Here is a 22798-nt window from a genome sequence, read left to right as displayed (position 1 = left end):
AACTTATGACGACCGAAGCCCGCGCCGCTCTCGATGCGCTATTTGCCCAGCTTGCGATCACTCCTGTCGCCATCGAGCATCCGCCGGTCCACACCGTCGAGGAAGCCCTGCCTTTCTGGTCGGTGCTGGAAGGTGTTCACACCAAGAACCTGCTGCTCAAGGGCGCAAAGGGCGGTCTCTGGTTGGTCTGCGTGCCGACCGATCGTCGTCTCGACCTCAAGGCGCTGGCGGCCCATGTCGGCGCCAAGAAGTTCTCCTTCGCCAGCAGCGAGACGCTGTTGGAAGCATTGGGCGTCATTCAGGGCTCCGTCAGTCCTCTGGCGCTGATCAATGACACCGCCAATGCCGTTCAGCTCGTCCTGGCCAAAGACATGCTGGCCCAACCCCGCATCACGGTTCATCCACTGGTCAATACTGCAACGGTCTCGCTGACCAGCGACGAGCTGGTCAAATTCGTCACCGCCACCGGCCACAGCCCGGACATCGTCGATTTCGATACGCTGGCCAGCGCTTAGACCGCCGCCTTGCGCTCGCTGCTCGGGCTATGCCCAAAATGGTCTGAATAGCTCTGTGAGAAATACGACGCCGAGCTGAAGCCGCTGGCCATTCCCACGTCGAGAATCGGCATGCGCGTTTGGCGCAACAGCTGGCAGGCATGGTCGAGCCGGATCTTGATATAATGCCGGTTAGGCGACGACCCTAGATGCTTGAGGAATAGCCGCTCTAGTTGTCGAGGCGATAGCGCGACGCTACGGGCAAATTCCTCGATGGTCAGCACCCGTTCGATCGAGCGCTCCATAAGCGAGATGACCCGCAACAGCTTGGGATCGGCCACGCCCAGACGCGTCCGCAAATCCATGCGCTGCCGCTCGCTGGCCTCGCGAATGCGATGGTGGATCAACTGATCGGTGACCGCGCTCGATACCGTTTCGCCGTGATCGCGCTTGATCAGCGAGAGCATCATGTCCGCCGCCGCCACGCCACCGGCGCAGGTGAAGCGGTCCCGGTCGATCTCGAACAGCTCTTCGCCGATGTCGAGGTCCGGAAAATCCGCCCGAATTCCCGGGCGGTTTTCCCAATGGATGGTGCAGCGATAGCCATCCAGCAGGCCCGCCTTGGCCAGCACGTAGGTCCCTGTGCAGACAGCGCCGGGCGCTGCCCCGGACTTGGTCAGCCGTCGCACCACCGAAATGAGATCGCGGTGGTCGATCAGTTGCACATCGACGCCGGCGCAAACCACCACCGCATCCATGTTCGGCGCGTCGCGAAACGACTGCTCCACATTGACACGCACTCCATTGGACGCCTCTGCGGTGAGCCCGTCTGCCGAGTAGAGATGCCACTCATAAAGCTTGCGCCCAGCCGCGCGATTGGCGAGCCGCAGCGGCTCGAGCGCTGCAGTAAAAGCGATCATCGAAAACTGTTCGGTGAGCATGAAGCCAAAAACTTGGGCGTCAGAACTACTATGCACAACACACCCATGAAGATAATGTCGTAAAATCTAAAGCAGCTGTCGCCCGGCATCAAGACAGCATGAGAAAAAGCGCCAAATCTGATCCAGCGACAGAGGCCTCCCCGCCTCATCTCGGTTGAGGAGAGTTCGTCATGCTCGATAAGCAATCTGCGCTTGAAGCGCTGGTTCATGGAAGAAAGCCAGGCCACAGCCTGGACGCTCCATTCTATACATCCGCTGAAGTTTTCGACGCTGATATGGAGGCCATTTTTTACCGCCACTGGATCTATGTCGGTGTCGAGCCCGATGTGCCCGAGCCGGGCGACGTGATGACCGTCAATATCGGCAAGGCGTCGGTGCTCATCATCCGCGACGACGACATGGAAATACGCGCTTTCCACAATGTCTGCCGCCATCGGGGCGCCCGACTGATCGACGAAGAAAAGGCCACCGTCGGCAATCTCGTCTGCCGCTATCATTCCTGGACATATGCGCTGGACGGCCGTCTCGTTCATGCGCCGCACATGGGCGCGGAGTTTGACGCATCTTGCAAAGGCCTGAAGTCGGTGCACCTGCGCTCGCTCGAAGGCTTGCTGTTTATCTGCCTGACCGAGGAGCCGCCCGAGGATTTCGACTATGTCGCGGCCCGCATGGCGCCCTACATCGCGCCGCACAAAGTGCGCGAGACCAAAATCGCCTACCAGAGCGACCTGATCGAAATGGGCAACTGGAAGCTGACCATCGAGAATAATCGCGAGTGCTACCACTGCGAGGCCAATCACCCCGAGCTGACGGTGCCACTGTTTGCTTATGGCTTCGGCTTTTCGCCCGAGGAGATGGACCCGCTCGACCTTGAAAACGCCCAGCGCTACGAAGCTTTGCGCAAGACCAGCCACGCCGAGTGGGAGAACATGGGCCTGCCGTCGCACGAAATCGAGGAACTAGACAGCCGCGTCACTGGCTTCCGCACGGAGCGCCTGCCGCTCGATGGAAACGGCGAAAGCCACACCATGGACACCCGCGCCGCCTGCCGCATTCCGCTCGGCGCCTTCAGCAATGCCAAGCTCGGCGGCCTGTCATTCTGGACCCAGCCCAATTCCTGGCACCATTTCCTCGGCGACCACATCGTCACCTTTTCGGCCTTGCCGCTCGACGAAGGTCGCACGCTGGTCCGCACCAAGTGGCTGGTCAACAAGGACGCCGTCGAAGGGGTTGATTATGACATCGCCAACCTGATCGAGGTGTGGACCGCTACCAATGCGCAGGATTCCGCACTGGTGCAGATGTGTCAGCAGGGCGCCATGAACCCAGCCTATGAGCCCGGACCCTATTCGCCGAACACCGAAATGCTCGTGGAGAAATTCATCCGCTGGTACATTTCCCGCATGACGGAATATCTCGCAAAATGAAGATTCTTGACGGTGGGTTCGGCCCGATCGACGCCCAGGCGCCAGCGCTCAAGCTGCCGGATGACCTTTGGGACAGTGAAAACGACGATACGCTGATCTGTCAGTCGGTCCGGCAGGAAACCCACGACGTCAAGACCTTCGTCCTGAGGCCCACTGTGCCGGGGCGGTTCCGCTATCAGCCCGGCCAATTCATGACCTATGCCTTCGAGATCGGCGGCGAGACTTTGCATCGCTGCTACACCATCTCGTCGGCGCCGACCCGCCCCCATACCATCTCCTTCACCGTCAAGCGCGTACCGGGGGGGCGGGTGTCAAACTGGTTGCACGACAATCTCAAGCCGGGCATGGCGGTCAAGGCGCTCGGTCCGATGGGCGAGTTCACCTGCTATGCCCACCCTGCCCCCAAATACCTGTTCCTGTCCGGCGGCAGTGGCATCACGCCCCTGATGTCGATGGCTCGTACTTTCCACGATCTGGGCGAGCAGGAAGACCTGGTGTTCGTTCACTCGGCCCGCACTTCATCGGACATCATTTTCCGAGAAGAGCTCGAGCTGATGGCGCGGCTCACCGAGACATTCCGCTTCGTGCCGATTGTCGAGGGCGTAACACCGCTATCGCCGTCCAGCGGACTGCGCGGCCGCCTCAGTCGGGCCCTGCTGGACATGATCGTGCCCGATTACATGAGCCGCGAGATTTTCGTCTGCGGCCCTTCTCCTTACATGGCTGCGGTCAAGGCCCTGCTCGTCGAAGCCGGCTTCGACATGAGCCACCATCATGACGAGAGCTTCAATTTTGAAGAACTCTCCGCCACCGAGCAGGTCGAGGTCGCCATCGGCGAGGTTTTGCTGGATGCCGCGCCGCAGGTCAAAACCTACACAGTCGAGTTTACCAAGACCCGCCGCTCCATCGAAGTGCCGGAAAACATGACGGTGCTGGAGGCCGCCAAGCGTGCCGGCATGCGCCTGCCGTCTTCCTGTACGCAGGGCCTATGTGGCACTTGCAAATCAAAGAAGGTATCGGGCACCATCGAGATGAATCATAAAGGTGGCATCCGTCAGCGCGAAATCGACGCGGGCATGATGCTGCTATGCTGCTCCAAGCCCACCAGCGACCTGGTGATCGAACGCTAGACTGGAATATTCGTTGGTTACCGCTCAGCCTGGCTCCAAGTCACCCTACCTGCTGCTGTCGGCGCTGCTGATCAGCGAGGCACTGCTGGTCACCGGCTATGGGTTGCAACTCATGCTGTTGCCCATCCGCGGCGGCATCGAGGGCTTTTCCGCTGTGGACTTGGGCCTGCTCGGATCGAGCTATTATCTCGGCTTTGTAATCGGCTGCCTGCTGACACCTGTCCTGCTGAGCCGCGTTGGCCATACCCGCACCTTTGCTGCACTGGTGTCGATCACCGCCGCCGTGGCGATCTGCTACCCCATGCTGGTGCACCCTCAATTCTGGGCCCTGCTCCGTCTGTTGACCGGCATCTGCCTTGCCGGCCTCTATCTGATCATCGAGAGCTGGATCAACGATCGAGCGACCAGTTCGACGCGCGGTACAATGATCTCCATCTATGTTGCCATAAACTACATCGCCACTGCCGCTGGCCAGATGATGGTGACGCTCTACGATGCGTCCTCCTTCCTGCTGTTCTCCGTCGCATCGATCCTTATTTCATTAGCCGTCGTGCCGCTGGCGCTTTCACGCTCGCCGGCACCGCAGCCCCCAATCCTGGTGAGAGTTCGGCCATTCCGCCTGTTCAGCCTGTCGCCAGCGGGCACGGCCTCGATCTTCCTGATTGGTCTTTCCAACGGCGCCCTGTGGTCGCTGGGCCCGGTGTTTGCCTTTGCCAAAACGGGTGACCTGACTTCAGCCGCCCAGTTCATGAGCGTCGTGGTCCTGGGCGGCGCCATCGCCCAGTGGCCCCTTGGCAAGCTGTCCGACCATCTCGATCGTCGCCATGTGCTGATGGCGATCACTCTTGCGGCTGCTCTGGCTGGCGTCACCGTCGCCCTGCTACCCCAATTGGGCGGTCCATGGCTCATCTTCGCACTGCTGTTTGGCGCAACCGTGCTGCCCAGCTATGCCGTGGCCTCGGCGCATGTTTTCGACGTCGCCGACCGCAGCGACTATGTACAGGTGTCCGCCGGCCTGCTGCTGCTGTATGGCGCCGGCTCCACCCTTGGTCCGATCCTGGCATCGTTCGGCATGCAATGGTTCGGCCCGGCAGCCCTGGCGGGCTTCATGGCAATCGTGCAATTGGGCATCGTTGGCTTTGTTTTCGCCCGCATGCGGCTTAACAAGCTGCAAGTGGTCGGCGAAAAACAGTCATTCGATCTGGTGTCCACTACGCCGATGGCGCCTGCCGGCATCGGCTCGCCGCAAGCCGATGCCGTTCCGTAATAGTACCGTTGAGAGAAACGAAGATGGTTGAGCAAGCAGAACTCCCCGAACGCGAAAGCATGGAGTTCGACGTCGTGATCGTTGGTGCCGGCCCTGCCGGCCTCTCGGCGGCGATCAGGCTCAAGCAGGTCAATCCCGATCTCTCGGTCGTCGTGCTGGAAAAAGCCGCCGAAGTGGGCGCGCATATCCTGTCGGGCGCCGTCGTCGACCCGAGCGGCATCGACACGCTGCTTCCCGGCTGGCGTGATGAGGCCGACCATCCGTTCAAGGTGCCGGTTACCGAAGACCGGTTCCTGGTGCTCGGGAAGAAGGCCGCGCTGCGCATACCCAATTTCCTGGTGCCGCCGCTGATGAGCAATCATGGCAACTTCATCGTCTCGCTCGGCAATGTCTGCCGCTGGCTTGCAACCAAGGCCGAGGCGCTCGGCGTTGAAATCTATCCCGGCTTTGCCGCCGCCGAAGTCCTCTACAACGAGGCAGGCGCCGTCATCGGCGTTGCGACCGGCGACATGGGCGTGGAGCGCAACGGCGAGCCCGGCCCCAACTACACCCGCGGCATGGCCTTGCTCGGAAAATATGTGCTGATCGGCGAAGGCGTTCGCGGCTCGCTCGCCAAGCAACTCATCGCCCGCTTTGACCTAGACAAGGATCGCGAACCGGCCAAGTTCGGCCTCGGGCTCAAGGAGCTGTGGCAGGTCAAGCCCGAGCACCACAAGCAAGGCTTGGTGCAGCACTCGTTCGGCTGGCCGCTCGACATGAAGACCGGCGGCGGCTCGTTCCTCTATCACCTCGACGACAATACCGTAGCCGTGGGTTTCGTGGTTCATCTAAACTACAAAAACCCGTATCTCCACCCGTTCGAGGAATTCCAGCGCTTCAAAACGCACCCGGCTATTGCCAAAACCTTCGAGGGCGCCACGCGCCTGTCCTATGGCGCCCGCGCCATTACCGAGGGCGGTTATCAGTCAGTGCCCAAGCTTTCCTTCCCCGGCGGCGCCCTCATCGGCTGCTCGGCGGGCTTGGTCAACCTTCCGCGCATCAAGGGTAGCCACAACGCCGTTTTGTCCGGCATGCTGGCTGCCGAGCACCTCGCCGCCGCCATTACCGCTGGCCGCGCCAACGATGACGTCACCAGCATCGAAGACAGCTGGCGCGAAGGCCCTATCGGCAAGGACCTCAAGCAGGTCCGCAACGTCAAACCGCTATGGTCCAAATTCGGCACGATACTCGGCGTCGGCATTGGCGGCGTGGACATGTGGTTCAACCAGTTGCTGGGTTTCTCGCCCCTCGGCACGCTCAAGCATGGAAAGTCCGATGCCCAATCGCTCGAACCGGCAGCCGGCTTCAGCAAGATCGAGTATCCCAAGCCCGATGGCGTACTCACCTTCGACAGGCTCTCATCAGTGTTTCTCTCCAACACCAACCACGCCGAAAACCAGCCCAGCCATTTGCAACTGATCGACCCTGAACTGCAGCGCTCATCGGAGCTGGCGATCTTTGAGGGCCCATCCACCCGCTATTGCCCGGCAGGCGTCTATGAATGGGTTGAACGCGAAAACGTCCAGACCTACGTCATCAACGCGCAGAACTGCGTGCACTGCAAAACCTGCGACATCAAGGATCCCAACCAGAACATCAACTGGGTGCCCCCCCAGGGCGGCGAAGGCCCGGTCTACGCGAACATGTAACCGGCGCCGGATTTGCCCGGCGCCCGCCTACCTTAGTGCACCACGCCGCCCACCCGCGCGGGCTTGCTGCGCAGGGCGGTGACGATGTTCTTGCTATAGATACTGCCAACCAATTGCCCGTCCGGGCCCCTTACACACACCGATGGCGCGCCGGCTGACAATTGCTCGATGACTGCGGCAAGCGGGCTGTGAGAAGGCACCGCGTTGACGCCACTGCCGATGTCCGGCGACATGATGTCCATGGCGCGCAGCACGTTCAGCGGGTTCATGTGAGCCACAAAGTCCTCGACATAGTCGTCGACCGGATTGGCGATGATCTCCTGCGGCGTACCGCATTGCACGATGCGCCCGCCTTCCATCAGCGCGATACGGTCGCCCAGTTTGAACGCCTCGTCGAGATCGTGGCTGACGAAGATGATGGTGCGCTTGAGCTTTTCCTGCAGTTCGAGCAATTCATCCTGCAGTCGCGAGCGGATCAGCGGATCGAGCGCGGAGAATGGTTCGTCCATCAAGAGGATGGGCGCTTCGGTGGCAAAGGCCCGCGCCAGGCCGACCCGCTGCTGCATGCCGCCGGAAAGCTGGCCGACATTGCGATCAGCCCAGTCCGATAGCCCAACCAGTTCCAGTTGCGAGCGGACCTTGGCATTGCGCTGCAGCTTCGACAGCCCGTCGAGTTCGAGGCCGAGCCCGACATTGTCGAGCACCGTGCGCCAGGGCAACAGGCCGAACTGCTGGAACACCATGGCCACCGACTTGCGCCGCAGTTGCAGCAACTCGTCGCGGCTGCAGGCGGCCGGATTGACCGAGCGTCCCTGGTCGATCACCTGCACCGACCCACGCACCACCGGATTGAGGCCGTTGACGGCGCGGAGCAGCGTTGATTTCCCGGAGCCCGAGAGACCCATCAAGACCAGGATTTCGCCTTTCTTGACGGTTAGCGAACAGTCGTGGACACCCAGGATCTGCTTGGTTTCCCGCTGGATTTCCTGGCGCGTCTTGCCGGCGTCCATCAGTGGCAAAGCCAGGTCCGGATTGGTGCCGAAGACGATATTGACCTTATCGAAGATGACAGCGTCTTCCATCTACCTAATCCCTCCGGATGCGCAGCATGCGGTCGAGCACGATGGCAACCACCACGATGACGAAGCCGCTCTCAAAGCCAAGGGCGGTATTGACCGAATTGAGCGCCCGTACCACCGGAACGCCGAGGCCGTCGGCGCCAACCAGCGCCGCAACGACCACCATCGACAGAGACAGCATGATGGTCTGGTTCAGCCCAGCCATCACCTGCGGCAAGGCGTAGGGCATTTCGACCTTCCACAGCTTTTGGTGCGGCGTGCCGCCAAAAGCTTCCACCGCTTCGAGCAGCGCAGGCGGTGTCGATGAAATACCCAGATGCGTCATGCGGATGGGTGCCGGCAGCACGAAGATCACCGTCGCGATCAGGCCCGGCACCATGCCGATGCCGAAAAACACGATGGCGGGAATGAGATAAACAAAGGTCGGCAACGTCTGCATTAGGTCGAGAATGGGCTGCAAAAACCGATAGAGCCGTGGACGGTGCGCCGTTGCGATACCGATCGGGATACCGACGGCCATGCAGACGACGCAGGCGGATATGACCAGCGTCAGGCTCTCAGTGGTCTGCTCCCAATAGCCCTGGTTGAGGATAAACAGCAGTCCCAGCAGCGTCAGCAGGCAGGTGGCCCAACTACGCTGCAGCCACCAGGTGACGCCGACAAAAACTGCAACGATGATCAATGGATGCGGCGTCTGCAATATCCACAGCAGCGCATCGATCAGGGCCTCCGCTGCATCCGACATACCATCGAACACGCCGCGAAAATTGTCGCGCAGCAGGATGAAGAAGTCGCTCGCCCAGCGCCCCACCGGAATCTTGTAGTCGGTCAGCCAATCCACCGTTCATATCCCCCTGAAAGCAGAACAGCCCGGTCCATGGTGACCGGGCTGTGTGTCTGTTCTAGCTATCCAGCAGAACCTTGACCGCCGCGGCGCCGTCGCCGCCGTCGAGAGTGGTCACACCGTCGACCCAGCTGAGCGCTGTGTCGGGGTTGGCCTTGAGCCAGGTCAGGGTGGCATCGGCCGGATCGGTGCCATCGTTGAGGATCGCACCCATGATCTCGTTTTCCATCGGGAGCGAGAACTTGAGGTTGGTGAGCAGCTTGCCGACATTGGGGCATTCTGCGGCATAGCCCTTGCGGGTCACGGTCTCGACGGTGCCTTCACCGCCGAAAAAGTCTTCGCCGCCCGGCAGATACTTGAGCGGGAACTTGGCGTTCATGGGGTGGGGTTCCCAGCCAAGGAAGACGACGTCCTTGTTGTCGCGAACGGCGCGATCGACTTCGGACAACATGCCCTGCTCGGAGCTCTCAACCACCTTGAAGCCGCCTAGATCCCACTTGTTGGCATCGACCAGGCTGATCAGGTAGCCATTGCCTTCATTGCCGGGCTCGATGCCGTAGATGGTGTTGTCGAGCTGTGCGGCAAATTCGTGGATCTTGGAGTATTCGGTCAGGCCCTTGTCATAGGTATAGGCCGGAACGGCGAGGGTGTACTTGGTGCCCTGCAGGTTGATCGCGAGCTTTTCGACTTCGCCGCTTTCCAAGTATGGGCCGATTGCGCCCTGCTGGGCAGGCAGCCACGTGCCGAGGAATACGTCGACGTCGTCGCTGTCCAGGGAAGCGTAGGTTACCGGCACCGAAAGTACCTTCACATTCACCTTGTAGCCGAGCGCTTCCAGAATGTGCTTGGTAGTGGCGGTAGTCGTGGTGATGTCGGTCCAGCCAACATCGGAGAAAATTACTGTATCGCATTCGGCTGCGAAAGCGGTTCCCGCCAGCAGCGACAGCGCCAAAGCGCTGGCTAGAGTAAGGGTAGTCTTTCTCATATCCGTCGTCTCCTGATTGCCGAGTTTAATGCTGAGTCATTTTCTTGATTGACGGCTCAATCAAAAGCGAGACAATCGCAAATGTAAACTCAAAATATGTGCAGGCGCGAAGAATGCCGAAAATCGGTGCAGGGGCAGTAAGACGAAAGGCGATGATCGAAGCGACCATTGTCGAGATCGGCGAGGCCGGTAGCCTCGACGTCACGGTCAGCCAGATTGCCCGTCGAGCCGGAATGTCGCCAGCCCTTGCGCATCACTATTTTGGCAGCAAGGACCAGATGTTTCTCGCCGCCATGCGCCACATTCTCAGGCTCTATGGCGAGAGCGTCCGCCGCCGCATGGGGTTGGTGTATACGCCGGTTCTGCGTATTCACGCCATCATCGACGCCAGTTTTGCGCCCGATCAGTTCGACCGCGAAGTCGTCGCCGCCTGGCTGACCTTCTATGTGCGAGCGCTACAATCGCAGGAGGCCAGCCGCCTGCTACAGGTTTATGCAAGGCGGCTGCATTCCAACTTGGTGTTCAACCTGCGCCAACTCGTCGACGGCGAATCGGCCCAGTCCATCGCCCAGGGGCTGGCCGCCATCATCGATGGCTTCTACATCCGCCATGCGCTGCAGGATTTTGCACCGGCGCAGGAAGAGGTGCGGGCCATGGTGCTAGACTATCTCGATCTTTGCCTGACCCGGAGCGCCGCGCGTGTCTGATCGCCCCAATATCCTGATCTTCATGGTCGACCAGCTCAACGGCACCTTTTTTCCGGATGGTCCCGCCGAGTGGCTGCATGTGCCCAATCTCAAGGCTCTCGCCACGCGCTCGACGCGCTTTGCCAATGCCTATACCGGCTCGCCGCTGTGTGCTCCCGGTCGCGCCAGCTTCATGTCGGGACAATTGCCGCGCCGCACGCGAGTCTATGACAATGCTGCAGAATTTGCCTCGGATATCCCGACCTATGCCCATCATCTGCGCGCTGCTGGATATGCGACAACGCTGTCAGGCAAGATGCATTTCGTCGGGCCGGACCAGTTGCACGGCTTTGAAGAACGACTGACCACCGATATTTACCCAGCCGACTTCGGCTGGACCCCGGACTATGGCAAGCCGGGCGAGCGGATCGACTGGTGGTATCACAACCTCGGCTCGGTCAAGGGCGCTGGCGTGGCCGAGACGACCAACCAGCTCGAATATGACGACGAAGTCGCCTTCAACGCCGTGCGCAAGGTCTATGACCTCGGGCGGCGCCTGGAGCCGCGACCGTGGATGATGACGGTGAGTTTTACCCACCCGCATGATCCCTATGTGGCGCGCAAGAAGTACTGGGACCTCTACGAGGATTGCGAACACCTTTCGCCAGCCACGCAGGCCATTGCCTACGAGGATCAGGATGGACATTCGCAGCGCCTGCTGGATGCCTGTGACTTCCGGGCGCTCGATATCACTGAGGATGACGTCTGTCGCTCGCGCCGGGCCTATTTTGCCAGCATCTCTTATGTCGATGACAAGATCGGCGAGGTGCTGGAAGCTCTGCGCGGCACCCGACAGGATGACAACACCATCATTGTCTTTGCCTCCGATCACGGCGATATGCTGGGCGAGCGGGGCCTGTGGTTCAAGATGAACTTCTTCGAGGGCTCGGCGCGCGTCCCCCTGATGATCGCCGCACCCGGCCTGCCAACCGGCAGGATCGACACACCAGTCAGCACCATGGACCTGACCCCTACCCTGTGCGACCTCGTCGGTATTTCGCTCGACCGCATAGCGCCATGGACCGACGGCCAGACGCTGGTGCCGCTGGCAAATGGCACTCCTCGTACTGGCCCGGTTCGAATGGAATATGCTGCCGAGGGCTCGGTGGCGCCCATGGTGTGCCTGCGAGACGGGCCTTGGAAATATATCGAATGCCCGGCCGATCCGGCGCAATTGTTCAATCTCGACGGCGATCCGTGGGAGTTAACCAATCTTGCCGCCGATCCGGCATATGCCGATGTGCTGGCCGAATTTGCACTCGTGGCCGCCCAGTATTGGGACCTTGGTGCTTATGATGCCGAAGTGCGGGCCAGCCAGGCGCGGCGCCATGTCGTCTACGCCGCCTTGCGCAACGGTGCCTATTATCCTTGGGATTTCCAACCCTTGCAGCAGGCATCCGAGCGCTACATGCGCAACCACATGGACCTCAATGTGCTCGAAGAGAGCAAGCGTTTCCCAAGGGGCGAATGATGCGCGACGTACAGCCGACAGCCAGCCATTTCATCGACGGGCGCTATGTGGACGACACGGCCGGTCGGCTGATCGAAAGCATCTATCCCGCAACCGGCGACGTGGTGGCGCGCCTCTTTTCAGCCACCCCCTCCATCATCGAGCAGGCACTGGCTTCGGCCGTGCGGGCTCAAAAGGAATGGGGTGCGCTCAAGCCGGTCGTGCGCGGCAGGGTTCTGCGAAAGGCAGCCGATATCGTCCGTGCGCGCAACCGGGAACTCAGCGAGATCGAGACGCTCGATACCGGTAAGCCGATCCAGGAAACCCTGGTAGCCGACGCCGCCTCAGGCGCCGATGCACTGGAATATTTCGCCGGGCTCGCTGCGACCATGACCGGTGAGACCATCCCGTTGGGCGGCGATTTCGTCTACACGATCCGCGAACCGCTCGGCGTCTGCGTCGGCATCGGCGCCTGGAACTACCCGACCCAGATCGCCTGCTGGAAGGCCGCCCCCGCTCTGGCCGCCGGCAATGCGATGATCTTCAAGCCATCCGAAGTGACACCGCTCGGCGCTCTCAAGCTGGCTGAAATCCTGATGGAGGCCGGTGCCCCCGCCGGATTGTTCAACGTGGTGCAGGGCTATGGCGATGTCGGCGCCGCTCTCGTCACCGATCCGCGCGTGGCCAAGGTATCGCTGACCGGCTCCGTGGCGACGGGCAAGAAGGTTTATGCCGCAGCCGCGGCCGGCATGCGCCACGTCACCATGGAACTGGGCGGAAAATCGCCGCTGATAGTATTCGACGATGCCGACATTGACAGCGCCGTCAGCGCCGCCATCAACGCCAATTTCTATTCGAGCGGCCAGGTCTGTTCCAACGGCACCCGCGTCTTCGTGCACGACGCGATCCGCCCTAACTTTCTCGACAAGCTGGTGCAGCGTACCGCTAATGCCGTTATCGGGGATCCGCTCGATGAGGCGACACACGTTGGGCCGCTGGTGTCCGAAGCGCAGCGCAACAAGGTGCTCGGCTATATCGAAACCGGCAAGGCAGAGGGCGCCAAGCTACTCATCGGCGGCCGCGTCCCGCCCAGCCAGAATTCCGGCTTCTATGTCGAGCCCACCGTCTTCGCCGACGTCACCGACGACATGACCATCGCCCGCGAAGAGATCTTCGGGCCTGTAATGGCCGTGCTCGGCTTTTCCGACGAGGCCGACGTCATCGCCCGCGCCAACGCGACCGAGTATGGCCTCGCGGCCGGTGTGTTCACCGCCGATCTGGCGCGGGCCCATCGCGTTATCGGCCAGCTCGAAGCGGGCACCTGCTGGATCAACACCTACAATATCACGCCGGTCGAGGCCCCGTTCGGTGGCGTCAAGCTGTCCGGAGTCGGTCGCGAGAATTCCCGCGCGGCGCTCGATCATTACAGCCAGATCAAATCGGTCTATGTCGCCACCGGTCCCGTGGCCGCCGCCTACTAGGAGCCGTGCCTCATGGAAGCTGACTTCGTCATCATCGGTTCGGGTTCGGCGGGTGGCGCCATGGCGGCGCGGCTGAGCGAGGACGGCAAGCATTCGGTGATCGTGCTCGAGTTCGGCGGCTCCGATATCGGCCCATTGATCCAGATGCCGGCGGCGCTGAGCTATCCGATGAACATGCCGCGCTACGACTGGGGCTTTCGCAGCGAACCCGAGCCACATCTGGGCGGACGTACCCTCGGCGTGCCGCGCGGCAAGGTAATCGGCGGCTCATCCTCGATCAACGGCATGGTCTATGTGCGCGGTCATGCCGGCGACTATGACTACTGGGAGGAGTCCGGTGCCTCGGGCTGGGGTTATGCCGACGTCGTCCCCTATTTCAAGCGTATGGAAAACTGGCATCCGGGTCCGCATGGCGGCGATCCTGACCGGCGCGGCAATTCTGGCCCGCTGCATGTGACGCGCGGCAAGCGCGACAATCCGCTGTTCAATACTTTCGTCGAGGCCGGCAAACAGGCGGGCTTCGAGCTGACCGACGACTACAATGGCGAGAAGCAGGAGGGCTTCGGCCCGATGGAGCAGACGGTCTGGCAGGGCCGGCGCTGGTCGGTCGCCAATGCCTATCTCAAGCCGGCGCTGAAGCGCCCCAACCTCAAGCTGGTCACCTGTTACGCCCGCAAGGTGGTAATCCAGAACGGCCGAGCTGTCGGCGTCGAGATCGAACGCGGTGGCAAGACCGAGATCGTCCGGGCCAAGCGCGAAGTGATTGTCGCTGCCTCATCGATCAACTCGCCCAAAATCCTGATGCTGTCGGGCATCGGTCCGGCCGCCCAACTGGGCGAGCACGGCATTGCCGTGGTGGCAGATCGTCCCGGCGTTGGGGCAAACCTGCAGGACCACATGGAGCTCTATATCCAGCAGGCCTCAGTCTTGCCGATCACGCTTTACAAACACTGGAATACATTCGGCAAGGCGCTGATCGGTGCGCAATGGCTATTCTTCAAGAACGGCTTGGGCGCTTCCAATCAGTTCGAAAGCGCCGCCTTCATACGCTCTAAGGCAGGCGTGAAATACCCCGACATCCAGTTCCATTTCATCCCGATTGCCGTGCGTTATGATGGCCAGGCCGCCGCCGAAGGCCACGGTTTCCAGGCCCATGTCGGCCCGATGCGATCATCGTCACGCGGCGCGGTGACCCTGCGTTCGTCCGACCCAAAGGCGCCGCCGCGCATCCAGTTCAATTACATGTCCGACCCAAAAGATTGGTCGGATTTCCGCCACTGTATCCGGGTCACCCGCGAGATTTTCAGCCAGGCAGCCTTCGATCCATACCGCGGCAAGGAAATTCTGCCGGGTGGGCAGTACCAGACCGATGAAGAGTTGGATGACCACATCCGTCGTCACGCCGAGAGCGCCTACCATCCCTGCGGCACCTGCAAGATGGGCCGCGCCGAAGATCCGATGGCCGTCGTCGATCCGGAGTGCCGGGTGATTGGCGTCGAGGGCCTGCGGGTGGCGGACAGCTCCATATTCCCGCGCATCACCAACGGCAACCTCAACGGCCCGTCCATCATGGTCGGAGAGAAGGCCTCGGACCATATTCTGGGTAAGCCCATGCTGCCGACAGACAACGGCGTACCTTGGATCAACCCGCGGTGGGAATTGTCCGACCGCTGAGCAGCCTATGACTTCGGCTTGACGGGCTGATCCTGCTTGGCGCCGCCTGGTTTCCTGCCCATATCATCGATATTGTCATCCTTCTGCTCGCCGGGCTCAAGCTCAAGCGGCGCAGGCTTGGATTTTTCCTTGGTCATCGGTTCGACACCTTTTGTGATGCTGGGGGATTTGCCTCCAAGCGTTCCAGCGCAGCGCCGACGAGGTTAGCTACGGTGATATCGAAGTCGTGGTCCGGGCTCGTCGCCTCATATTCGTGCAGCGCCTCCGGTGTGACGCCTGCCTTGAGGGCAAAATCATCCGGGTCCATGCCCAGCGCCAGCCGGCGATTGTGATCGCCCTTCGGCGATCGGTTTGATGGATCGTTTGGCAAGGTCATCGCAAACTCCGTGTTGGTTCCTTCAACAACCTTTCAGATGACTATTGGTTCAGCGCCGTCTCACAGCGACTTCAGAGATTTTCCTGCGCGTTCCGATCGGCAATTGCCTCAGCGACGGTCGTCGGCTCCTTGACCAGCAGGGCATCGAGAATGGAGACCACCAGGGCGGCCACAAGCGTGCCAGCAACGGTTAGTCCCGCGCGCTGGATAAAGGCAAAGCTCGGCTCCGAGGTCGCCAGCGCGCTGCCGACGAGCGAGATCATTACGGATGCCGAATCCTGGTACGTCATGGCCGGCAGACGCCCGCTGAGCATTTTGCTGCCCAACCAAAGCGTGGCCAGGAAGACCAGCGCCAACAGCACCGAAAGGTGGCCGGATATCGTCATTGCGGAGAGGATGCCCAGGCCGATGCCGCCACCGAGCAGCACCGAGAACGAGCGCTGACCGGCTTCTCTCCAGATCGACTGGCGTGTTGAATGGACCAGCACGAACATGCCGGCGACGGCCAGGATCATGTTGGAGAAATCGAGGATGGTGTAGAGATAGAGAGAGTATCCTAGCATCACTACCGCGCGGATCGCGGCGCGCGTGCCCCAGCCATAATCGAAGCTTGGCGCAGCGTCGTCGATGTGGACTTCCCGCGTTCGCGGCGGCAGCAACATGTAGAGAATAGGAATGACGAACGCTGAACACAGCGCAGCCTTGCCCATCTCGGCACGCAGGTAGGTCATGGCGGGATAGGAGCCCAGCCCCATGATCGACATCAGAGCGCCCGCGACGATAATCAGCATGCCAAAGGCCGTGCCGGTTTTCTGGATCATGTAGAAGGCCAGGAAATAAATCACGCCCATCACCGTGATCAGCACAAGTGGAATGCCCTGCAGCATCACCACCACACCAGACATCAACCAAAGCGCAGCGCTGAATACCACCGGCGCAGCAAACACCCTTCCCGGATTGAACGCCTTGCGATTGCCGGCGATGAGCGAGAACATCATCGTCGGATAGATCATGGGCAGGGGCGAGCGCAGCAGCATCGCCAGCACCAGCCCAATCAGCGGCATCAGCGCTATGCGCACCGCGAAGTGCGGATCGTCATCCAGTTCCGGGCGTGGTGCGATGAACATGGCGGATCAGTAGAGAAACGACATGTAGGTCGAAACGGTCTGCAGAAAGCTCGCGCCGGCGGCGATCGGGGTATTGCTGCCTGCGGCATAGACCAGCGCACTGGCCTTTGAGCCCACGCGCACATTGTCAGGCCATTGCTCCGCACCGGTCAATTCGACATGGACTGGAATGGTGCGAGCCGGTTCAAACCAGCGCGCCATCGCCTGGTTCTGCGGCAGCCCGTTTGCAGCCGTGCGACCGGGATCGATGCCCCAGGCAATGCCGCGGATACGGCCGGGAAAACTGCGCCCCGGAACGCCATCGAACAGCACCCTGGCCTCGTCCCCAACGTCGACATTGACCAGTTGGTTTTCCCGCATATCGATGACCACCCACAGGCTGTCACTCTCGATGAAGGTCAGCGCTGGCGTGCCGGCATTGATATATTGGCCCGGCGCCAGCTTGAGATTGGTGACGACACCATCGACCGGCGCCGAGATGGACGCGAACGACCGGTTGAGCTGCGCCTGTTCAAGCTGCACCTGAGCGGTGGCGATCTGCGGGTTCAGGACACCCTCGGCGCCCGCCTTGATCACGGCGCTCTCCAGTTCGGCCTGTGCCGACGCCAAGCCCGATAAAGCCGTTGCCAGCTGCGAGTTGGCAGTGTCCATCGATGCCTGAGACGCCAGTCCGCGGTCGAACATGTTGCGAGTCCGCTCCGTGGTGCCCCGCGTGCCATCGAGGGTAGTCTGGGCCTGGTTGACGCGTGCTTCGACCGACGCCAGCGAGATAACCCCCGCGCCCACCGTTCTGGGTCACCTGGGATAAATTGGCCTCGGCCTGCCGCACCGCGAGATCAAAAGGCGCAGGGTCGAGCGTGAACAGCGCTGTTCCGGCCGCGACGATCTGGTTATCGGCAACAAGAACCTGGTTCACCTGCCCGGCAACGCGGGGCGCCACCAAAGCCGTAAGAGCCGTAACGGAGCCGGACGAACTCGAGGGGACCAGAAGGTCGGTGGAAACATGCCAGGCCAGGGTGCCGCCCAGCAGCGCCAGAACGACGATACCGACCTTTCCCGCAGCGCTCTTGCGCTTGGGCTCAATTGGCACCGCCGGCTCTGATACTGCCAGCACGGGTTCCACATCGCCCGTTCTGACGTCAGGCAAAACACGAACTGGCGCTGATGGGGTGGATTCCACAAGCATTTCCGACCTAGTCTGGGCCATGCGATTTCCCCGCATTTGCAAAAACTGGCGATAGCAACTACATCGCTCGCCATATAACTCTACGGTCGAGATAGTTTATGACAGAGGCAAGGTCAAGCATCCCTTCGCAGCCAGAGGTCATGCTCAAGCGGATACACCTGTCGCTGCGCGAGCTGATCGAGGTGGCGGAAATCGCGCGCGCACGGGCGGCGAAGCTGCAAAATCTGCACCCAACCGACATGGCTTGCCTCGCCTATCTGCAACGCGTCGGTTCGCCCGTCAGTGCAAAGCAGATCAGCAGCCACCTGAACCTGAGTTCTGGTTCCGGGACCGCTCTGCTCGACCGGCTTGAGGCAGCGGGCTATACGCGTCGGCTACCGAACCCGGATGACCGGCGCAGCGTGTTGATCGAACTGGATACCGAAAAAGCCAAGGAGCCGCTGGCCCGCCTCGCAGAGATCGAGCGCGGCTACTCGGCAATGACCCAGTCGTTTTCCGAAAACGACCTCGCCGCGATTGCGAAATTTCTCGATGAAATGAACAAGATCGCCAAGCGGCTTGCCGAATACTGAGATGCGCGCAGGAGGGCGATAGCCCATGGTCTGCTTGACGCATCGACTAGGGCCAAGCTAGCTACTCAAAGAGCAAACATAGCGAGTCCACGCGTGTGACACTCGACGCAGCAGCCTCTGGGGAAGGCCGCCCACTCCCTCTCAATTCAATCGTATTTGCCCCCACTTTTGCGTACCATTTCGCCCCCCTCTTCTCCTCATGACCAGGCCCCGACGTGTCCCAGGATTTCACCGATCTGCTGAAAGTGCTGGCGACCACCGCGCTGATTTTTGCCGCCGGCACGCTGGTGATGCTCTATGTCATCTTGATACTGGCAACGTACGGCGCCGACCTGCCGATGGTGGGTTCTCTGCCGCTCAGTGCGCCGCCCGAGATGGTGCCGCTGCTGGCCAACAGCCGTATCTTCACGACACTGGCTGCGGTGCATGTGACGTCGTCCGGGCTGGCCCTGCTGTTCAGCAGCCGCACGGTGGACATGGCCCTGCTGATCACGTCGAAAGCCGTGGCCGTGGTGATCACCGCCCTGCTCGGCTTCATCGGCGGCCACATGGTCTACCTGCAGCTTACCGAGAAAACCGCCGTCTCACTCGGGCCGCTAACGCCGACCTTTATAGCCCTGCTGGGGTTCCTGGTGCTGTCCAGCATTCTCAGCGTGCAAAACCTGCGCACGCTGGGCAACCTGCGTTACCTCGTTGGCATCGTCATGATCTTCTTGGGCCCGATGTTGTTGGTCTGGCTCTAGCTAAGCCGACAGCGTCACAACCACGGCGCCGCGCGGCGTCGCCACTACGGTGTGCTCATATTGCACGCAAGGCGCGGACGGGCGCGACACCAGCGTCCAGTCGTCGTCGTCCGACTTGTGGTCTGACATCTTGCCGCCGAGCGACAAGAAGGGTTCGATAGTAAAGACCAGCCCATTGGTCATCCGCCGACGCTCGGATCTGTCGGGCCAGGTGGCAATTTCGCCGGGCTCGTCATGCAGGCTGTCGCCGACCCCATGGCTGGCGAGGTTGCGGATCAGCGTATAGCCGCCCTTCTTGGCGAACTTGCCGATAGCGTCGCCCACATCTGCCAGCGGTGCTCCGGCCTTGACCGCGTTGATACCTGCCCACATCGCCTTCTTGCCATCACGGCAAAGATTGACGACGCGCTTGTCGCCTTCACCGAGGACGAAAGACGCTCCGCAATCGGCAAAAACGCCGTCTTTTACCGCAGATACGTCGATGTTTACCAGATCACCTTCGTGCAGCACGCGAGGCCCGGGAATGCCATGGGCAATCTCTTCGTTGACCGAAATGCAGGTAGTGCCGGGAAAGTCGTAACTCACCATCGGGGCAGACAGCGCGCCATGCTCGGCCAGCAGTTTGGCACCGATCTCGTCGAGCTCGAGCGTCGTCATGCCCGGACGCATGGCCGAGGCCATGGCGTCACGGGTGATGGCGCAGATGCGGCCGATGGCCTTGAGCTTTTCGAGCTGTTCTTCGGTCGTGATAGTCAAGCGATCAGCCCCTGTTGGCGAGGTAATAGGCCAGCAAGCCCTGGGTAGAGCTGTCGTGCCCTTCCCCGCTCTGCTTGCCTTCGACCTTGGGAAGCAAGGCCTTGGCGAGTTGCTTGCCCAGCTCGACGCCCCACTGGTCATAGGAATTGACGTTCCAGATCACGCCCTGCGTGAACACCTTGTGCTCATACAGCGCCACCAGCGAGCCCAGCGTTTCCGGCGTCAACTGCTCATAGAACAGCGTGTTGGACGGGCGATTGCCGGGGAACACCTTATGCGGCGTCAGTTCCTTGATTTTCGCCTTGTCGAGGCCCTGAGCCTTGAGCTCGCCGACGACTTCTTCCTCGGTCTTGCCAAGCATCAGAGCTTCGGACTGCGCCAAAACATTGGCCACGAGCTTGTCGTGATGCGGCGGCAGGCTTTCATGCGGCCGCGCGGCGATCAGGAAATCTGCCGGGATGACGTCGGTGCCCTGATGGATCAATTGATAGAAGGCGTGCTGGCCATTGGTGCCGGGCTCGCCCCAGACGATCGGCCCAGTCGACCAGCCAACCGGCTTGCCGGACAGCGTTACCGACTTGCCGTTGGACTCCATGTCCTGCTGCTGCAGGTAGGCCGCAAAGCGGCTCAGGCGCTGGTCATAGGGCAACACGGCATGGGTTGAAAAACCCCAAACGTTGCGGTACCAGACGCCGAGCATGGCCATGATGACCGGCAGGTTCTCTTCCAGCGGCGCCGTCAGGAAGTGGCGGTCCATCGCGTCGGCACCAGCCAGGAACTTGGCGAAATTGTCGTAGCCGACGGCGATGGCGATCGGCAGGCCGATGGCTGACCACACCGAATAGCGGCCGCCAACCCAGTCCCAGAAGCCGAAGATACGGTCTTCACGGATACCGAACTTGGCGCAGGCAGGGATGTTGGTCGATACTGCCGCAAAGTGGTTCGGCACTGCAACTTCGCCCAGCGTATCGGCGATCCATTCGCGTGCCGTATTGGCATTGGTCATGGTCTCGTCGGTGGTGAAGGTTTTCGACGCAACGATGAACAGAGTGCGCTTGGGGTCGAGGCGCTTGAGGATATCGTGGATATGGGCCCCATCGACGTTGGAAACGTAATGAGCGCGCAGGTCGGCGCGGGTGTAGGGCTCCAGCGCCAGGGTCACCATGGCCGGGCCGAGGTCCGAGCCACCAATGCCGATATTGACCACGTCGGTGAACTGCTCGCCGCCATGGCCGCGGATTTCGCCTGAGCGGACAGCATTGGTGTAGGTCTCGACGGCGGCCAGCACGGCGCGGATGTCGGGCATAACATCCTTGCCATCGACCGGCACCGGATGATCACCCTGATAACGCAAGGCCATATGCATCACCGCGCGGTCCTCGGTGATATTCATATGCTCGCCTTCGCACATCTGGTCGCGGCGTTCCTCGACACCGGCAGCGCGGACCAGGTCAAACAGCGCAGCCATGGTGTCTTCATCGATGCGGTTCTTGGAATAGTCTAGCAGGATGCCGGCGCCGCTGGCCGAATAGCGCTTGAAGCGGTTCGGATCGAGGGCGAACTGCACGCGCATCGGCTGTTCTTCGAGCCGCTTGCGGTGCTTGTCGAGGCTGGTGAAACTCGCCTTGCGTCCAGCTTTAGCCATGTCGGTGACCCTTCTTGTGAATGTCAGAGAACCGGCAGGTCGCCAGCGGCCCAGGCCGCGCGCGTCTCTGCCGCAAAATCGTTGAAGCGACTGCCTTCGATTGCCCCGCGGCAGCCCTGCACCAGCTCTTGATAATAGGCCAGGTTCATCTGCGAAAGGATCATCGCGCCCAAAATCTCTTCTGTCTTAACGAGGTGATGCAGATAGGCGCGGCTCCAGCGGCGGCAATTGGGGTTTGGTGAGAGCTCATCGATAGGCCGATGATCATCCCTATGCCGGGCATTTTTCAGGTTGATGACGCCGAAGCGGCTATAGACATGGCCATGGCGGCCGGCGCGGGTGGGGTGCACGCAGTCGAACATGTCGATGCCGCGGCCGATGGCGCCGAGAATATCGTCGGGCTTGCCGACGCCCATCAGGTAGCGCGGACGGTCATCGGGAAGCTCGGGCGTGATCTCTTCAATCACCTTGAACATCACTTCCTGCGGCTCACCCACGGCGAGGCCGCCAACGGCATAGCCGTCAAAGCCGATGGACTTCAGACCCTGTGCCGACTTGGCCCGTAGCTCCGGATCGTCGCCGCCCTGCACGATGCCGAACAGCGCGCGGTTCTGCTGGTTGTTGAAGGCGGTTTTGGAGCGATCGGCCCAGCGCAGCGATAGCTGCATGGCGCGCTCGATTTCCTTCTTCTCAGCCGGCAGCTTCAGGCACTCGTCGAGCTGCATGATGATGTCGCTGTCGAGCAGCGTCTGGATCTCGATCGAGCGCTCGGGCGTCAGCTCATGGCTGGAGCCGTCGATGTGGCTCCGGAAAGTCACGCCCTTTTCGGTCAGCTTGCGCAGTTGCGCCAGCGACATGACCTGGAAGCCACCGCTATCGGTGAGGATCGGGCGCTGCCAATCCATGAACGTGTGCAACCCGCCCTGGCTCGCCACCCGTTCGGCGCCGGGACGCAGCATCAGGTGATAGGTATTGCCCAGCAGGATATCGGCGCCGGTCTCGCGCACCTGTTCGGGATACATGGCCTTGACTGTCCCGGCGGTGCCGACGGGCATGAAGGCCGGCGTCTGGATGTCCCCACGCGGCGTGTCGATGCGGCCGCGCCGCGCCATGCCGTCGGTGGCGGAAAGGGTGAAGGTAACAAGTTTGGTCGGTGAGCTCATGGCGCGCGTTCTAGCGGGTTGAGC

General features: G+C 61.3%; 22 protein-coding genes. 11 read left to right on the top strand and 11 right to left on the bottom strand.

Features of this window, described 5'->3' with window-relative positions:
* Positions 1 to 5 precede the first annotated feature (5 nt).
* Positions 6 to 515 carry a prolyl-tRNA synthetase associated domain-containing protein gene (locus WH91_RS14115; RefSeq protein ID WP_046171646.1) on the top strand — a complete coding sequence of 170 codons (510 nt, stop codon included), beginning with the start codon at positions 6 to 8 and terminating at the stop codon, positions 513 to 515.
* Here the strand turns inward: WH91_RS14115 and WH91_RS14110 are convergent.
* Positions 512 to 1435: a GlxA family transcriptional regulator gene (locus tag WH91_RS14110; RefSeq protein WP_046171645.1), complete on the bottom strand. Its 924-nt coding sequence runs from the start codon at positions 1433 to 1435 to the stop codon at positions 512 to 514. The two genes, WH91_RS14115 and WH91_RS14110, sit on opposite strands and share 4 nt — an antisense overlap.
* 170 nt (positions 1436 to 1605) lie before the next feature.
* Between WH91_RS14110 and WH91_RS14105 the strand changes: the two genes are divergently transcribed.
* The 4 genes from WH91_RS14105 to WH91_RS14090 are packed head-to-tail and all read left to right on the top strand — an operon-like array spanning position 1606 to position 6947.
* Positions 1606 to 2862, top strand: a complete 1257-nt coding sequence (locus WH91_RS14105) for an aromatic ring-hydroxylating oxygenase subunit alpha (protein WP_046171644.1) — start codon at positions 1606 to 1608, stop codon at positions 2860 to 2862.
* Positions 2859 to 3992, top strand: coding sequence for an FAD-binding oxidoreductase (locus WH91_RS14100; protein ID WP_046171643.1), 1134 nt, complete (start codon positions 2859 to 2861; stop codon positions 3990 to 3992). Before WH91_RS14105 ends, WH91_RS14100 begins: the two co-directional genes overlap by 4 nt.
* A 13-nt stretch (positions 3993 to 4005) precedes the next feature.
* Positions 4006 to 5259 carry an MFS transporter gene (locus WH91_RS14095; protein ID WP_052952852.1) on the top strand — a complete coding sequence of 418 codons (1254 nt, stop codon included), beginning with the start codon at positions 4006 to 4008 and terminating at the stop codon, positions 5257 to 5259.
* Between the two features lie 23 nt (positions 5260 to 5282).
* A complete protein-coding gene (locus WH91_RS14090) occupies positions 5283 to 6947 on the top strand; it encodes an electron transfer flavoprotein-ubiquinone oxidoreductase (protein WP_046171642.1) in 1665 nt (554 codons plus the stop codon).
* 32 nt (positions 6948 to 6979) lie between these two features.
* On the opposite strand, the gene choV is transcribed toward WH91_RS14090, so the two are convergent.
* The 3 genes from choV to choX all read right to left on the bottom strand — a co-directional run bounded on the left by choV (position 6980) and on the right by choX (position 9855).
* Positions 6980 to 8029, bottom strand: coding sequence for a choline ABC transporter ATP-binding protein (choV, locus tag WH91_RS14085; RefSeq protein WP_046171641.1), 1050 nt, complete (start codon positions 8027 to 8029; stop codon positions 6980 to 6982).
* A gap of 4 nt (positions 8030 to 8033) precedes the next feature.
* On the bottom strand, positions 8034 to 8867 hold the full coding sequence (choW, locus tag WH91_RS14080) for a choline ABC transporter permease subunit (RefSeq protein WP_046171640.1): 834 nt from the start codon (positions 8865 to 8867) through the stop codon (positions 8034 to 8036).
* A 61-nt stretch (positions 8868 to 8928) separates the two neighbouring features.
* Complete coding sequence (gene choX / locus WH91_RS14075; RefSeq protein ID WP_046171639.1) at positions 8929 to 9855, bottom strand: choline ABC transporter substrate-binding protein; 927 nt, start codon at positions 9853 to 9855, stop codon at positions 8929 to 8931.
* 113 nt (positions 9856 to 9968) lie between these two features.
* On the opposite strand from choX, the gene betI reads away from it, so the two are divergent.
* From betI to betA, 4 genes are read left to right on the top strand one after another with little or no spacing between them, the layout of a single operon-like run.
* Positions 9969 to 10562 (top strand): transcriptional regulator BetI, encoded by a 594-nt coding sequence (gene betI, locus WH91_RS14070; RefSeq protein ID WP_046171638.1) that lies wholly within the window; start codon positions 9969 to 9971, stop codon positions 10560 to 10562.
* The gene (gene betC, locus WH91_RS14065) at positions 10555 to 12072 is read left to right on the top strand and encodes a choline-sulfatase (RefSeq protein WP_074797254.1); all 1518 of its coding nucleotides are present in this window, start codon (positions 10555 to 10557) and stop codon (positions 12070 to 12072) included. The genes betI and betC overlap by 8 nt, the downstream gene beginning before the upstream one ends.
* Positions 12072 to 13532, top strand: a complete 1461-nt coding sequence (gene betB, locus WH91_RS14060) for a betaine-aldehyde dehydrogenase (RefSeq protein ID WP_143078017.1) — start codon at positions 12072 to 12074, stop codon at positions 13530 to 13532. The genes betC and betB overlap by 1 nt, the downstream gene beginning before the upstream one ends.
* Before the next feature lie 12 nt (positions 13533 to 13544).
* Positions 13545 to 15206: a choline dehydrogenase gene (gene betA / locus WH91_RS14055; protein WP_046171636.1), complete on the top strand. Its 1662-nt coding sequence runs from the start codon at positions 13545 to 13547 to the stop codon at positions 15204 to 15206.
* Positions 15207 to 15211: 5 nt separating this feature from the next.
* On the opposite strand, the gene WH91_RS25810 is transcribed toward betA, so the two are convergent.
* The 4 genes from WH91_RS25810 to WH91_RS24310 form a co-directional block, all read right to left on the bottom strand.
* Positions 15212 to 15343: a hypothetical protein gene (locus WH91_RS25810; protein ID WP_280136837.1), complete on the bottom strand. Its 132-nt coding sequence runs from the start codon at positions 15341 to 15343 to the stop codon at positions 15212 to 15214.
* Positions 15340 to 15582 (bottom strand): transcriptional regulator, encoded by a 243-nt coding sequence (locus WH91_RS14050; RefSeq protein WP_046108353.1) that lies wholly within the window; start codon positions 15580 to 15582, stop codon positions 15340 to 15342. Before WH91_RS14050 ends, WH91_RS25810 begins: the two co-directional genes overlap by 4 nt.
* 71 nt (positions 15583 to 15653) lie before the next feature.
* Positions 15654 to 16709, bottom strand: coding sequence for a hypothetical protein (locus tag WH91_RS14045; RefSeq protein ID WP_046171635.1), 1056 nt, complete (start codon positions 16707 to 16709; stop codon positions 15654 to 15656).
* Positions 16710 to 16715: 6 nt separating this feature from the next.
* On the bottom strand, positions 16716 to 17495 hold the full coding sequence (locus WH91_RS24310) for an HlyD family secretion protein (RefSeq protein WP_052952851.1): 780 nt from the start codon (positions 17493 to 17495) through the stop codon (positions 16716 to 16718).
* A 540-nt stretch (positions 17496 to 18035) separates the two neighbouring features.
* On the opposite strand from WH91_RS24310, the gene WH91_RS14035 reads away from it, so the two are divergent.
* Both WH91_RS14035 and WH91_RS14030 read left to right on the top strand, forming a co-directional pair.
* A complete protein-coding gene (locus tag WH91_RS14035; RefSeq protein ID WP_052952850.1) occupies positions 18036 to 18467 on the top strand; it encodes a MarR family winged helix-turn-helix transcriptional regulator in 432 nt (143 codons plus the stop codon).
* Between the two features lie 215 nt (positions 18468 to 18682).
* Entirely contained in the window at positions 18683 to 19210 is a 528-nt protein-coding gene (locus WH91_RS14030; RefSeq protein WP_046171633.1) for a hypothetical protein, read from the top strand.
* On the opposite strand, the gene map is transcribed toward WH91_RS14030, so the two are convergent.
* Genes map through tgt form a run of 3 tightly spaced genes read right to left on the bottom strand, consistent with a single transcriptional unit; the run spans position 19211 to position 22774 of the window.
* Positions 19211 to 19966 carry a type I methionyl aminopeptidase gene (map, locus tag WH91_RS14025; RefSeq protein ID WP_046171632.1) on the bottom strand — a complete coding sequence of 252 codons (756 nt, stop codon included), beginning with the start codon at positions 19964 to 19966 and terminating at the stop codon, positions 19211 to 19213.
* 4 nt (positions 19967 to 19970) lie between these two features.
* Complete coding sequence (gene pgi, locus WH91_RS14020) at positions 19971 to 21611, bottom strand: glucose-6-phosphate isomerase (protein WP_046171631.1); 1641 nt, start codon at positions 21609 to 21611, stop codon at positions 19971 to 19973.
* Positions 21612 to 21634: 23 nt separating this feature from the next.
* Positions 21635 to 22774, bottom strand: a complete 1140-nt coding sequence (gene tgt / locus WH91_RS14015) for a tRNA guanosine(34) transglycosylase Tgt (protein WP_046171630.1) — start codon at positions 22772 to 22774, stop codon at positions 21635 to 21637.
* Positions 22775 to 22798: the final 24 nt, after the last annotated feature.

It is taken from the genome of Devosia psychrophila (assembly GCF_000971275.1).
Classification (GTDB): Bacteria; Pseudomonadota; Alphaproteobacteria; order Rhizobiales; family Devosiaceae; genus Devosia; species Devosia psychrophila.
The sequence above is the reverse complement of the archived record's forward strand: the minus strand, read 5'-3'. Positions and strand labels throughout refer to the sequence as shown.

Coding starts and splice junctions, on each gene's coding strand:
- WH91_RS14115 (WP_046171646.1), top strand. CDS start 6: ATGACGACCGAAGCCCGCGCCGCTCTCGATGCGCTATTTGCCCAGCTT.
- WH91_RS14110 (WP_046171645.1), bottom strand. CDS start 1,435: ATGCTCACCGAACAGTTTTCGATGATCGCTTTTACTGCAGCGCTCGAG.
- WH91_RS14105 (WP_046171644.1), top strand. CDS start 1,606: ATGCTCGATAAGCAATCTGCGCTTGAAGCGCTGGTTCATGGAAGAAAG.
- WH91_RS14100 (WP_046171643.1), top strand. CDS start 2,859: ATGAAGATTCTTGACGGTGGGTTCGGCCCGATCGACGCCCAGGCGCCA.
- WH91_RS14090 (WP_046171642.1), top strand. CDS start 5,283: ATGGTTGAGCAAGCAGAACTCCCCGAACGCGAAAGCATGGAGTTCGAC.
- choV (WP_046171641.1), bottom strand. CDS start 8,029: ATGGAAGACGCTGTCATCTTCGATAAGGTCAATATCGTCTTCGGCACC.
- choX (WP_046171639.1), bottom strand. CDS start 9,855: ATGAGAAAGACTACCCTTACTCTAGCCAGCGCTTTGGCGCTGTCGCTG.
- betI (WP_046171638.1), top strand. CDS start 9,969: ATGCCGAAAATCGGTGCAGGGGCAGTAAGACGAAAGGCGATGATCGAA.
- betB (WP_143078017.1), top strand. CDS start 12,072: ATGCGCGACGTACAGCCGACAGCCAGCCATTTCATCGACGGGCGCTAT.
- betA (WP_046171636.1), top strand. CDS start 13,545: ATGGAAGCTGACTTCGTCATCATCGGTTCGGGTTCGGCGGGTGGCGCC.
- WH91_RS25810 (WP_280136837.1), bottom strand. CDS start 15,343: ATGACCAAGGAAAAATCCAAGCCTGCGCCGCTTGAGCTTGAGCCCGGC.
- WH91_RS14050 (WP_046108353.1), bottom strand. CDS start 15,582: ATGACCTTGCCAAACGATCCATCAAACCGATCGCCGAAGGGCGATCAC.
- WH91_RS14045 (WP_046171635.1), bottom strand. CDS start 16,709: ATGTTCATCGCACCACGCCCGGAACTGGATGACGATCCGCACTTCGCG.
- WH91_RS14035 (WP_052952850.1), top strand. CDS start 18,036: ATGCTCAAGCGGATACACCTGTCGCTGCGCGAGCTGATCGAGGTGGCG.
- pgi (WP_046171631.1), bottom strand. CDS start 21,611: ATGGCTAAAGCTGGACGCAAGGCGAGTTTCACCAGCCTCGACAAGCAC.
- tgt (WP_046171630.1), bottom strand. CDS start 22,774: ATGAGCTCACCGACCAAACTTGTTACCTTCACCCTTTCCGCCACCGAC.